Here is a 12,649-nt window from a genome sequence, read left to right on the forward strand (position 1 = left end):
GCTGCGGCGGCCGGCGCGAACCCCGGAAAGCGTGGAACGACCACGGTCGAAGGGCATCCGGAGGGACAGATCGCGGCTCTCCGCGCGGGCGGCGGGGGAACCTGGCACCCGTTCTGCGGTACGGAGCAGGCCCGCTGAGCCGCGTTCACGAGGCAGCGGTTTTTTTGTAAAGCGTTGCCTCGGCGCCACTTTCACGCTAGATTGCCTGGTTCCTTGCTCTCGTCCTCCGACCGCAACCCTTTGTCCCGCAACGGTATGACTGCTGCGTTCACGCATCCGCTCATCATCCAGGGCGGCATGGGGGTCGGGATCTCGAACTGGGTGCTCGCCAAGGCGGTCTCCATGCGGGGGCAGCTGGGCGTGGTGTCCGGGACGTGCATCGACACGGTCCTGGTGCGGCGGCTGCAGGACGGCGACGCGGGCGGGCACATGCGGCGCGCCATGGCCGACTTCCCGCTGCCGGAGGTGGTGGAGGACGTGCTCGACCGGTACTTCCGCCCGGAGGGGCGCGCGCCGGGCGAGCCGTACCGGGCCATCCCCATGTACCGGCAGGTGATGACCAAGGTGCGCGAGCAGCTCACCATGCTCGCCTCGTTCGTGGAGGTGTGGCTGGCCAAGGAGGGGCACGACGGCCTGGTGGGGGTGAACCTGCTCACCAAGGTGCAGATGCCCAACCTGGCCACCCTGTACGGAGCCATGCTGGCCAAGGTCGACTACGTGCTGATGGGCGCCGGAATCCCCAAGGAGATCCCCGGCGTGCTGGACCGCTTCGCGGCGCACGAGCCGGCGCAGATCAAGTTCGAGGTGGAGGGGCTGGGGCGCGACGAGACCGAGTACCTCACCTTCGACCCGCGCGCTCACTTCGCCGAGGCGCAGGACGCGCCGCGGCCGTTCTTCCTTCCCATCATCGCCTCCAACTCGCTGGCCACCATGCTGGCGCGCAAGGCCACGGGCCGGGTGGACGGCTTCGTCATCGAGGCGCCCACGGCGGGCGGCCACAACGCCCCGCCGCGCGGCGACCTGGTGCTCAACGAGCGCGGCGAGCCGGTGTACGGCGAGCGCGACCTGGTGGACCTGGAGAAGATGAAGGAGCACGGGCTCCCCTTCTGGCTGGCCGGCGGCTCGGGGAGCCCCGAGAAGCTGCAGGAGGCGCTGGAGGCCGGCGCCGCGGGGATCCAGGTGGGCACCCTCTTCGCCTACTCCGACGAGTCGGGGCTGGCGCCCAGCCTCAAGCGCGACGTGATCCGCCAGGCGCAGGACGACTCGATCGACGTCCTCACCGACGGCCGCGCCAGTCCCACGGGCTTCCCCTTCAAGGTGGTGCAGCTCGAGGGCACCGTCTCGCAGCTTCCCGTCTACCAGCAGCGCGAGCGCGTGTGCGACCTGGGGTACCTGCGCACCGCCTTCAAGCGCGCCGACGGGCGCATCGACTACCGCTGCCCCGCCGAGCCGGTGGACACCTACGTGAAGAAGGGCGGCGACGCGGCCGACACGGTGGGGCGCAAGTGCCTGTGCAACGCGCTCTTCGCCACGCTGGGGATGGCCCAGGCGCGCGACGGCGGCGTCGAGGAGCCCCCGCTCATCACCAGCGGCGACGAGCTGAAGAACATCCGCCGCTTCATCGGCTCCGACCGTTCGGGCTACACCGCGGGCGAGGTGATCGACTACCTCCTCACCGGGCTGCGCCGCCTGGTGAGCCGCGACCCCGTCGAAGCGGCGGAGGCCCCCGCCCGGGCCTGACGCGCGGGATCTCCGCAGATGGAACGACCGGGCTCCGCGTTGCGCGGGGCCCGGTCGTGCTTGCGGGGCTTTGTTCGTGCAGCGAGGGCCTGAGCTGCATGTCTGTTGGTCCGTGGCTCCGAAGCGCGGAAGCGGTGTATCAGGCGCGCGCTCTACCCGGCGCCAGTGCTCCACCCAACCAGACGGATCGGAATGGAAGGCCAGTCGCTGGGGCTGTTCGTCGCCTTTTCCGCGGGGCTGCTCAGCTTCCTCTCGCCCTGCGTGCTCCCGCTGGTGCCGAGCTACGCCACGTTCATCACCGGGATGAGCCTGGACGAGCTGCAGGGCGCCGAGACCGCGCGCACCCGCCGCACCGTGCTCCTGCACGGCGTGCTCTTCGTGCTGGGCTTCACCTTCGTGTTCCTGGCGCTGGGCGCCAGCGCCAGCTTCCTGGGCGCGCTGATGAACTACGCCAGCCGCTGGGTGGAGCGCGTGGGCGGCGTGCTGCTCATCCTCTTCGGGCTCTACCTGCTGGGCGCGCTGCGGCTGCCCGGCGCGGGGCGCGAGTGGCGGATGCACCTGGCCGAGAAGCCGGTGGGCTACCTGGGCACCGTGCTGGTGGGGATCACCTTCGGCGCGGGGTGGACGCCGTGCATCGGGCCCGTGCTGGGCGGCATCCTCACCCTGGCCGCCACGCGCGACAGCATGGCGCAGGGGATCGGGCTCCTGGCCGTGTACTCGGCCGGCCTGGCGGTGCCGTTCCTCCTCTCCACGCTCCTGATCGAGCGCTTCCTCACCGGCTTCCGGCGGATCCGGCGCTGGCTGCCGTGGATCAACCGCATCAGCGGCGCCCTGCTGATCGCGCTGGGGCTCCTGATGCTCACCGGCTCGTTCTCGGCGCTCTCGGGGGTGATGGCGCGCTGGACGCCCGCCTGGCTCTCGGAGCGGCTCTGACCCGGCGCTCCGACCCCGCGCTGCTTGCGCCGCCGACACCTGCGGGGCAGATTCGTCGCGCTCCGGCGCCGTTTTCCCCCGACCCGAGCCGCTGAAAGGCCGATGCCCCAGACGATCCGCATCCTGCTGGTGGACGACCACGCCGTGCTGCGCGCGGGGCTGCGCGCGCTGCTGGAGGCCGAGCCCGGCTTCCTGGTGGTCGGCGAGGCGTCCACGGGCGAGGAGGGGGTGATGAAGGCCGGGCAGCTGCGCCCGCACGTGGTGCTGATGGACCTGTCGATGCCGGGGATGGGCGGGCTGGAGGCGGTCAGGCAGATCTCGGCGCTCGGGCAGGACATCCGCACCCTGGTGCTCACCATGCACGGCGAGGAGGAGCACCTGCTCCCGGTGCTGGAGGCGGGCGGCTCGGGGTACGTCAACAAGAAGAGCGCCGACGAGGAGCTGATCGAGGCGATCAAGACGGTGGCCTCGGGCGACGTCTTCCTCTACCCGAGCGGCGCCAAGCTGCTGCTGCGCGGCCTCAAGCAGAAGGCCGAGCCGGGCGGGGAGGACCCGCTGGAGAGGCTCACCGACCGCGAGCGCGAGGTGCTGGCCTTCACGGTGGAGGGGTTCAGCTCCAGCGAGATCGGGAAGAAGCTGTTCATCAGCCCCAAGACGGTGGACACCTACCGCGCGCGGATCATGGAGAAGCTCGACCTCCACCACCGCAGCGAGCTGGTGCGCTTCGCGCTGAGGACGGGGCTGCTGAAGGCGGAATGAAACCGCAGGGGACAGGTTACAGGGTACAGGGGACGGCCTGCCCGCTTCGGCGCGGTTGCGGGCTGTCCCCTGTCCCCTGTCCCCCATAACCCGAGGGGTCGAACGTGAATCGCAGGGTCGTGGTCACCGGGATCGGGATGGTCACTCCGCTGGGGAACGGCGCGGAGGAGACCTGGAGGAACGTGCTGGCCGGGAAGTCGGGGACCGGGCCGCTCACCAGGTTCCAGCTGGAGGGGCTGCCCCCCGAGGTGTGCGTGGCGGCCGAGGTGAAGGACTTCGACCCCGAGCCGGTGATCGAGCGGCGCGAGGCGAAGCGGATGGACACCTTCATCCAGTACGCGCTGGTGGCCGCGGACGAGGCGCTGAGAAACGCCGGCCTCGGCGGGCTGGGGCCGGTGCCCGACCCCGAGAACACGGGGACCATCATCGGTTCGGGGATGGGCGGGATCGCCAACATCATGGAGACGCGCACCCTGATGGACGCCTCGGGGCCGCGGCGCGTCTCGCCGTTCTTCATCCCCGCCAGCATCATCAACCTGGCCGCGGGGCAGGTGGCCATGCGCACCGGCGCGGCGGGGCCCAGCTACGCCCCCGTCTCGGCGTGCGCCAGCAGCAACCACGCGATCGGCGAGGCGTTCCACGCCATCCAGCGCGGCGACGCCGACATGATGATCGCCGGGGGCACCGAGGCGTGCGTGACGGCCATCTCCTTCGCCGGCTTCGCGGCGGCGCGCGCGCTGGCCACGGAGTACGACTCGCCCGAGACGGCGTCGAAGCCGTTCGACGCGAAGCGGAGCGGGTTCGTGCACGCCGAGGGCGCGGCCATCCTGATCCTGGAGGAGCTGGAGGCGGCCCGGCGGCGCGGGGCGCCGATCCTGGCCGAGGTGGCGGGCTTCGGGATGAGCGCCGACGCCTACCACGTGACGGCGCCGCCGGAGAACGGCGAGGGCGCGGTCCGGGCGATGCGGCGGGCGCTCAGGAGCGCCGGCATGGCCCCCGAGCAGGTGGACTACATCAACGCGCACGGCACCGCCACGCCGGTGGGCGACCTGGCCGAGACGCGCGCCATCCGCACCGTGTTCGGGCCCCACGCGGACCGGCTGGCGGTGTCGTCCACCAAGTCGATGCTGGGGCACGCGCTGGGCGGCAGCGCGGCGATCGAGGCGGGGATCTCGGCCTTCGCGCTGCGCGACGGGGTGATGCCGCCCACCATCAACCTCACCGACCCCGACCCGGAGTGCGACCTGGACTACGTCCCCCACCAGGCCCGCAAGGCCGAGCTGGACGTGGTGCTCTCCAACTCCTTCGGCTTCGGCGGCGCCAACACCACGCTGGTGCTGAAGCGGTACGAGGAGTAGCCGGGAACACTTCGGCGCTTCGCGCGACGGTGGGCGGCCGGTGGACAATCCCTGCTTCTCAGCGAGTATCGGCGCGGCCGCGGGGGCCCTCACCCGCCGCCTTGGAGCGTCCACCCTCTCCCAGGTCTGGGACCCAGGTCTGGGAGAGGGTGGACGTGACGGATCGGTGCGAGGGGTTGTAGTTGCAGCGGTTGAAGCCTCGCGGGGTTTGCGAGGCTTTCCGTGGTTCCAGCGGGTGTCTTCAGGCACTCGCGACGAGGGGGAGGCCCCACCCGGGAGCCTCCCCCTCGCGTCGTGCCGGAGAGACGGCGGTCAGGAGGTCTCGCCGCCGCCCCAGCTCCCGCTGCCCGACTCGCCGGTGCCGCCGAGGTTGCTGCCGCCGCCCGAGCCCGTGCGGCCGGTGCCGCCGCCCAGGCCGGTCCCGCCGGCGCTCATGCCGCCGCCGGAGCCGGTCCCGCCGGCGCTCATCCCGCCCGTCGAGCGGCCGCCGCCCGTCCCGCCGCGGGACTGGCTGGAGCGCGTGCCGCCGCGCCCGCCGCGGCCGGTGGGCTCGGAGATGCGCTCCAGGGTGTCGGCCACGCGCTGCTCGCCGCGTGGGGTGTCGATGTCGCGGGCCACGTCGGCCTGCGCCACGATCCCCACCAGGCGCCCCTCGCGGTCGGTGATGGGAACGCGGCGCACCTGCTCGCTCTCCATCACCCGGAGGATGTCGGCCACCGTGTCGTTCTTGTTGCAGCTCTCGACCTCGGTGGTCATCACCTCGGAGACCTTGGTGCCGCGGGCGTCCATCCCCTCGGCCACCGCGCGGATGGTGATGTCGCGGTCGGTGACCACGCCGCGCAGCCGCTTGTTGGTCTCGCTGTCGACCACGGGGATGATCCCCACGTTCAGGTCGCGCATCTTCTGCGCGGCCTCGGCCAGCGAGCTGTCGGGGGTGACGCACTCGGGGTTCTCGGTCATGATGTCGGCCGCGCGCACCCGCCGGGTCTCGTCCTGCCCGCCCGACATCCCGCCGCCGCTGCCGTAGCCGCCGCCGTACCCGCCGCCGCGGCTGCCGCCCCGGCCCAGGCCGGTGTCGCGGGCGCCCCAGTCGCCGCCGCCGGTGTAGCCGGTCTCGAAGTCGCGCCCGCCCAGGGTGCTGCCGGCGCCGCCGAACGAGCTGCCGCCGGTCGAGCCGCCGCCGTAGTAGCCGCCGCCGGTGCCGCCCCCGCCGTAGTCGCGCATCCCGCCGTAGCCGCCGGTCTCGTAGCCGTAGCCGCCGGCGCTGTACAGGTCGCCGCCGCGGCCGCGGGTCATCCCGCCGCCCCAGCCGCCGCGGCCGCCGCCACCGCTGCCCCAGCCGCCGCCGGCGCCGAAGTCGTTGTCGTACGAGCCGCCGCCGCTGCCGAAGCCGCTGTAGCCGCCGCCGTACCCGCCGCCCTGGTAGCCGCCGGCGTCGGAGCCCATCCCGCCGTACTCACCGCCGCCCCAGCCGCCTTCACCGCCGCCCCAGCCGCCGCGGCCGCTGGAGCCCATCCCGCCGTACTCGCTCCCCCAGCCGCGGCCCATCCCGCCGCCGCCGCCCTGCCAGTGCGAGCCGTACTCGTCCCCGCCGCCGTAGAAGCCGGAGCCGCCGGTCCCCCCCTCGCCTCCGCGTCCCCACCGTGTACGGTCGAAGTCCCGTCCGTAGCGTGCCATGCTCAGCCTCCTGCGGTTGAGTGACCTGCCGGCGGCGCCCGGGCCGCCGTCCGAATCATCCCCCACTCACCAGGGGAAGGAACGGGCAGCGGGTGCAAGATGCGCACCCTTCCGGCGGGGTCTTCCGGCTTACTTCGAGGCGCGCCGCCGCTCGCGCAGGAGGAGGATCGCGAGCCCCACGACGCCGATCGCGGCGAAGCTGAACCACTGGATGGCGTAGCCCAGGTGCGGCCCCTCGTCGAGCGCGGGCGCGCCCAGGCGCACGGGCGGCGCCGCGCGGGCCGAATCGGCGCCGGGGAGCTGCTGCAGGTAGAGCGGGAGGACGGACCCGGGCGCCAGCCGCCGCAGCGTCTCCAGGTCCAGCCGCCGGTAGGTGGTGGCCCCGCCCGCGCGCGCGGCGGCCGGGGCGCCGCCGTCGCGGGTGACGGGGACCTCCTGGAGGATGCCCTCGACCCGGCGCGCCCCCGGCTCGGCGTACGGCGCCGGGTCCGCCGTGGCCGCGTCGGGCGAGGGGACCCACCCGCGGTTCACGTAGACGACGGCGCCGGTGCCGCCGACCGCCAGCGGGGTGACGAGGTGGACGCCCGGCCTGCCGTCCTGCACGCGCCCCCGGAGGACGACTTCGCCCGCGGGGAGGTAGACGCCCGCCGCGCGCACCCGCCGGTTGACGAAGCGCCCGGGGTCGCGGCGGATGGAGTCGGCGGCCGCCGCGTCGAGCGCGAGCGGGGGGAGGCTCATCTTCGAGACGAGCGCGGCGTTGCGCTCGCGCTTCTGCTGCAGCCGGTCGAGCTGCCAGAAGCCCAGGCGCACGCAGAGCGCGCACATCGCCAGGATGAACGCGGCGCCCAGCACGCCGCGCGGGGAGATCTTCATCGTCCGACGGCAGATTCGGGGTCGTTTCGCGCGGAGAATCTACCACCCGGCGGGCATCCGTGCTCGTATGGATCGACATGTCTCACACGGAGTCAACGGAGTTAACGGAGTTAACGGAGAAACCCCCTCGCTGTTCTCCGTTGACTCCGTTTCCTCCGTGTGAGGCTTTTCAGCCGGCCCTTGACACGGAGAGAATCCGAAACTAGTCTAGTTACAGTTTCTCGGGAGCGACGAAACGAGGCAGGATGATCAGCAGCAGGGTCGCGGTAGCCGTTCACGTGCTCGCCTACCTGGCGTGGAAGCGGTCCGAGGGTGCCACCTCGGAGCGCATCGCCGCCAGCGTGAACACCAACCCGGTGGTGGTGCGCCGCATCGTGGGCGCGCTGCGCAACGCGGGGATGGTGACGGTGCAGCCGGGCGTGGGCGGCGGCGCGCAGCTCGCCCGCGAGCCGGGACAGATCACGCTGCTGGACGTCTACCGCGCGGTGGAGGACGCCGACGAGCTGTTCTCGCTGCACCCGCAAACGCCGCGGCGCGACTGCAGCATCGGCGGCAACATCCAGCACGTGCTGCAGGGGATCTTCTGCCGCGCCCGCCAGGCGATGGAGCGCGAGCTGGACGAGGTCACCATCGCCGACGTGGGGCGCGAGGTGATGGCGCGCGCGGGGCACTGCGGGTGCGATCGCGTGCAGGAGCCCGCCCACGCCGCCGCGGGCGAACGGCAGGCGTAGCCGTCCGGACGGCCGCCTTTTCCACATAAATGTAACTGTAACAGGCACGGTTTTCGAAACGGCGGTATCGTTTCGGCCGGGTGGAGACGAGGGGAAGGAGGAGGCGATGACGATCACATGGCGAGACCCGATCCGGCGATCGCTCCCCGTCCAAGTGCTCTTCCTGCTCTTCCTGCTGGCCGCCGCGCCGGCCGCGGCGCAGGAGGGGAGGATCGTGGGGCGGGTGACGGACGGGACCGGGAGCCCGGTGGCCGGGGCGCGCGTGACGCTCACGCCGGCCGACGCGGAGCAGCCGGCGCGCAGCACGGTGACGGGCGAGACGGGCGGCTTCGAGTTCGCGGGGGTGCGGCCGGGGGAGTACCGGCTGCGCGCGGTGGGGACGGGATACGGCGCCCGGGAGCTGCGGGTGGCGCTCGATCCCGGGAAGCTGCAGAGCGTGATCGCGCGGCTGGCGCCCGCGCGGCGGGGGGAAGCGCTCGCGGAGCAGCGCCGCGGACCGCGGCGGCGGCCGTAAGCTGTTCCCCCGCAAGGGATTGGTGCGTCCAAAACCGTAACAGTGACGGTTTCGGTTGCGTCGCGAAGGGCGCAACGGGGGCCGCGGAAAAGCGAAGACGAGAGGGTCGAGATGAGCGACACGAGGGAGCGGAACCTGTTCTCGCCCTTCCAGCTCGGGCCGTACGAGCTGCGCAACCGGCTGGTGATGGCGCCGATGACGCGCAACCGCGCCGGCGAGGGGAACGTGCCCACGCCGCTGATGGCCGAGTACTACGCGCAGCGGGCCACGGCGGGGCTGATCGTGACGGAGGGGTCGCAGGTGTCGCCGCAGGGGGCGGGCTACCCGCACACGCCGGGGATCCACACCCGCGAGCAGGTGGAGGGGTGGCGCGGGGTGACCGACGCGGTGCACGCGGCGGGCGGGCGCATCTTCCTGCAGCTCTGGCACGTGGGTCGGGTGTCGCACCCGTCGCTGCAGCCGGGCGGGGCGCTCCCCGTGGCGCCGTCGCCGCTGGGGATCCAGGGGCAGGCCGTCACCCCGCACGGGCCGCAGCCGTTCGTCACCCCGCGCCCGCTGGAGACGGAGGAGGTCGCGTCGGTCGTGGAAGACTTCGCGGAAGGGGCGCGGCTGGCGTACCAGGCGGGGTTCGACGGGGTGGAGCTGCATGGGGCCAACGGCTACCTGATCGACCAGTTCCTGCGCGACGGCTCCAACCGGCGCACCGACCGCTACGGCGGCACCGTGCCGAACCGGGTGCGCTTCCTGGAGGAGGTGGCGGCCGCCGTGGTGGACGTGTGGGGCGGCGACCGGGTGGGAGTGCGCCTCTCGCCGCTCGGCACCACGAACGGGATGGCCGACTCGGACCCGGAGGCCACCTTCGGCTACGCGGCGTACGCGCTGAACCGCTTCGGGCTGGCGTACCTGCACGTGGTCGAGCCGGTGGCGCCGGGGAGCAGCCCGACCCGGATCTCGCCGGCGCTCCGGGCCATCTTCCGCGGGCCGTTCATCGCCAACGGGGGCTATGGGGCAGAGAGCGCCCACGCGGCGGTCGCGTCGGGGCGGGCGGACCTGGTGAGCTTCGGGACGGCGTTCCTGGCCAACCCCGACCTGCCGCGCCGCTTCCGCGAGGGGGCGCCGCTCAACGAGCCGGACCGCGCCACCTTCTACGGCGGCGACGAGCGGGGCTACACCGACTACCCGCCGCTCGACGCGGTGCGGGCGGCGTGAGAAGGGCACACGAGACAGGGAGGAAGGGAGGCACCATGCTGGCACTGCTCACGCTCCCCCGCGGCGTCCCGGTGGAGCCGGCGCTGGAGCTGGCCGACGCACGGCGCGAGGAGCCCGTCGGCATTGTCATCCGCCCCGGACCGGCCCCCGCGCCCGCCTCGGGCGCGTCGCGGCCGCGTCCGAGCCAGGCGATGGGATGAAGCAACGATAAACTACATGTCTCACGCAGAGGAAGCAGAGGTAGCAGAGAGAGCCCCGGAGCGGCGATGAACTCTCTGCTAACTCTGCTGACTCTGCGTGAGTCCAATGCTGTTTTGCCAGTCTATCGGAACCAAGGTGAATTCATGAGATTGAAGTCGTGGCGGAGCGGGACGGCGAAGCCGGGGTATCAGGCGCCTCCCACCGGGCGAAGGACGGCTCGCCCGGTGTTTTCTACTTTGCGGGCGGGAATGAGTCGAGAGAGCACGGGGGCGGAGGCGGCGTCGCGGGACCCGGAGGCGAAGGCGGAGCGGCGGCGCGAGTGGCTGCTGCTCCTCGTGCTGGCGGCGGTGCAGTTCTGCCACATCATGGACTTCGTGATCGTGATGCCGCTGGGGCCGCAGCTCATGCGCTCCTTCCGCATCACGCCCGAGCAGTTCGGGCTGATCGTGTCGGCGTACACCTTCAGCGCGGCGGTGTCGGGGCTGCTGGCGGCGTTCTTCATGGACCGCTTCGACCGCAAGACGGCGCTCCTGGGGCTGCTCACCGGCTTCGGGGTGGGGACGCTGCTCTGCGCGCTGGCGCCCTCGTACCCCTTCCTCCTCGCCGCGCGGGTGGCCGCCGGCGCGTTCGGCGGGGTACTGGGGGCGGTGGTCTTCGCCGTCGTGGGCGACCAGATCCCCCCCGCGCGGCGCGGCACGGCCATGGGGATCGTCACCTCCGGGTTCAGCGCGGCCTCGGTGCTGGGGCTGCCGGTCGGGCTCTTCCTGGCCGCGCAGTCGTCCTGGCACGCGCCGTTCTACCTGCTGGCGGCGGCCACGGCGGCGGTGATCGCGCTCGGCTTCTTCGCGCTGCCGCCGATGCGCGCGCACCTGGCGGCGGAGCGGCGCCCCCCGCTGGGCGAGGTGATCGAGGTGGTGCGCGAACCGCGGCACCTGCGGGCGTTCGCGCTGATGGTGGGGCTCATGTTCGGCGGCTTCACCGTCTCCCCTTTCCTGAGCCCGTACCTGGTGGCCAACGTGGGGGTGAAGGAGGCGGAGCTCAGCTTCGTCTACCTCTTCGGCGGGCTGTTCACCCTGCTCAGCGGGCCGCTGGCGGGGCGGCTGGCCGACCGCCACGGCCACGCGCGCGTGTTCATGGCCGCGGCGCTCGTCTCCATCGTCCCCATCCTGGCGGTGACGCACCTGCCGCGCGCGCCGCTCTGGGTGGCGCTGGTGGTGACCACGGTGATGATGATGGGCTTCTCGGCGCGCATGGTGCCCTCGATGGCGCTCATCACCGGGAGCGTGGAGCCCCGGCGGCGGGGCGGCTTCATGAGCGTGAACTCGTCGATCCAGCAGATGTCGGCCGGGCTGGCGGCGATGCTGGCCGGGCAGGTCGTCGGCGGCTCGGCGGCCACGGGGATCACGCGCTTCGGCACCGTGGGGCTGATCGCCGCCGGCGCCACCCTGCTCTGCCTCCCGCTGGCCGCCCGCATCCGCCCCGCGGAGCCGGTAGCGCCGCTCCGGCCGGCCGCACGGCGCGCGGACCAGACCGAGATTTCAGGCGATGCCGAGCCGCGGCGCGCCACCGGAACCTGAAAGGACACTCCCTTGGCTGCTTCTACGCCCGACGGGGCCGGGAAGAAAAAGAAGAAGAGCTCGCCCGAGGCGTGGCGCGAGGCGCGCCGGCTGATGTGGGCGCACCGGCGCTACCTGGGCGTGGGCCTGGTGCTGATGCTGGTGAGCCGCGTGGCCGGGCTGGTGCTGCCGGCCAGCACCAAGTTCCTGATCGACGACGTGATCGGGAAAGGGCGCGCCGGCCTGCTGGCGCCGCTCGCGCTCGCCGTGGCCGCGGCCACGCTGGTGCAGGCGGTGGGCTCGTTCGCGCTCTCGCAGGTGATCAGCGTCACCGCGCAGCGGGCCATCACCGACATGCGCCGCCGGGTGATGGCGCACGTCACCCGCCTTCCGGTGCGCTACTTCGACTCCACCCAGACGGGGATCCTGGTGTCGCGCGTGATGACCGACGCCGAAGGGATCCGTAACCTGGTGGGGACGGGGATGGTGCAGCTGGTGGGCGGCGCCTTCACGGCGGCGCTGGCGCTGGTGGTCCTCTTCTGGCTCAACTGGAAGATGACGCTCTTTATCCTGCTGGTGCTGGCGAGCTTCGGCACGGGGATGGGGCTCATCCTCTCGCGGCTCAGACCCGTCTTCCGCGAGCGCGGCGAGATCAACGCGCAGGTCACCGGGCGGCTCACCGAGACGCTGGGCGGCATCCGCGTGGTGAAGGCGTACGGCACCGAGAAGCGCGAGCAGCGGGTGTTCACCCGCGGCGCGCACCGGCTCTTCCGCAACGTGGCCCGCACCATCACCGGCGTCTCGGCGGCCGGCGCGGTGGCCACGGTGGTGGCCGGGCTCATCGGGGTGGTGATGATCCTGGTGGGAGGGCGCGACATCCTGGCCGGGCGGATGACCGTCGGCGACCTGGTGAGCTACCTGGCCTTCACCGCCGTGCTGGCCGCCCCCGTGGTGCAGATGGCCAGCATCGGCCCGCAGCTCAGCGAGGCGCTGGCCGGGCTCGACCGCATCCGCGAGATCGTGCGGATGGAGTCGGAAGACCAGGAGGACGAGCGCCGCGAGCCGCTCGGCCACGTCCGTGGCGACGTGCGGCTGGAG

Annotated in this window: 12 protein-coding genes; 10 read left to right on the forward strand and 2 right to left on the reverse strand. The window is 72.6% G+C overall.

The window, feature by feature from the left end:
* Nucleotides 1–255: 255 nt before the first annotated feature.
* From VF746_25680 to fabF, 4 genes are all read left to right on the forward strand, one after another.
* On the forward strand, nt 256–1,740 hold the full coding sequence (locus VF746_25680) for a nitronate monooxygenase (protein ID HEX8695832.1): 1,485 nt from the start codon (nt 256–258) through the stop codon (nt 1,738–1,740).
* Nucleotides 1,741–1,932: 192 nt separating this feature from the next.
* Entirely contained in the window at nt 1,933–2,673 is a 741-nt protein-coding gene (locus VF746_25685; protein ID HEX8695833.1) for a cytochrome c biogenesis protein CcdA, read from the forward strand.
* A 102-nt stretch (nt 2,674–2,775) separates the two neighbouring features.
* Nucleotides 2,776–3,432, forward strand: coding sequence for a response regulator transcription factor (locus VF746_25690; protein HEX8695834.1), 657 nt, complete (start codon nt 2,776–2,778; stop codon nt 3,430–3,432).
* A 104-nt stretch (nt 3,433–3,536) separates the two neighbouring features.
* Entirely contained in the window at nt 3,537–4,790 is a 1,254-nt protein-coding gene (gene fabF, locus VF746_25695; protein ID HEX8695835.1) for a beta-ketoacyl-ACP synthase II, read from the forward strand.
* Between the two features lie 312 nt (nt 4,791–5,102).
* Here the strand turns inward: fabF and VF746_25700 are convergent, their stop codons facing one another.
* The gene (locus VF746_25700) at nt 5,103–6,467 is read right to left on the reverse strand and encodes a CBS domain-containing protein (protein HEX8695836.1); all 1,365 of its coding nucleotides are present in this window, start codon (nt 6,465–6,467) and stop codon (nt 5,103–5,105) included.
* A gap of 129 nt (nt 6,468–6,596) precedes the next feature.
* Nucleotides 6,597–7,340: an SURF1 family protein gene (locus tag VF746_25705; GenBank protein HEX8695837.1), complete on the reverse strand. Its 744-nt coding sequence runs from the start codon at nt 7,338–7,340 to the stop codon at nt 6,597–6,599.
* Between the two features lie 245 nt (nt 7,341–7,585).
* On the opposite strand from VF746_25705, the gene VF746_25710 reads away from it, so the two are divergent.
* The 6 genes from VF746_25710 to VF746_25735 all read left to right on the forward strand — a co-directional run.
* Complete coding sequence (locus tag VF746_25710) at nt 7,586–8,071, forward strand: Rrf2 family transcriptional regulator (protein HEX8695838.1); 486 nt, start codon at nt 7,586–7,588, stop codon at nt 8,069–8,071.
* Nucleotides 8,072–8,177: 106 nt separating this feature from the next.
* Complete coding sequence (locus VF746_25715) at nt 8,178–8,585, forward strand: carboxypeptidase-like regulatory domain-containing protein (GenBank protein HEX8695839.1); 408 nt, start codon at nt 8,178–8,180, stop codon at nt 8,583–8,585.
* Between the two features lie 111 nt (nt 8,586–8,696).
* On the forward strand, nt 8,697–9,794 hold the full coding sequence (locus tag VF746_25720) for an alkene reductase (GenBank protein HEX8695840.1): 1,098 nt from the start codon (nt 8,697–8,699) through the stop codon (nt 9,792–9,794).
* 35 nt (nt 9,795–9,829) lie between these two features.
* Nucleotides 9,830–9,994, forward strand: a complete 165-nt coding sequence (locus VF746_25725; protein ID HEX8695841.1) for a hypothetical protein — start codon at nt 9,830–9,832, stop codon at nt 9,992–9,994.
* 249 nt (nt 9,995–10,243) lie between these two features.
* Nucleotides 10,244–11,572, forward strand: coding sequence for an MFS transporter (locus VF746_25730; protein HEX8695842.1), 1,329 nt, complete (start codon nt 10,244–10,246; stop codon nt 11,570–11,572).
* A gap of 12 nt (nt 11,573–11,584) precedes the next feature.
* On the forward strand, nt 11,585–12,649 hold a 1,065-nt coding region (locus tag VF746_25735), incomplete at its 3' end, for an ABC transporter ATP-binding protein (protein ID HEX8695843.1).

The sequence above is a fragment of the Longimicrobium sp. genome (assembly GCA_036389795.1).
Taxonomy (GTDB): Bacteria; Gemmatimonadota; Gemmatimonadetes; order Longimicrobiales; family Longimicrobiaceae; genus Longimicrobium.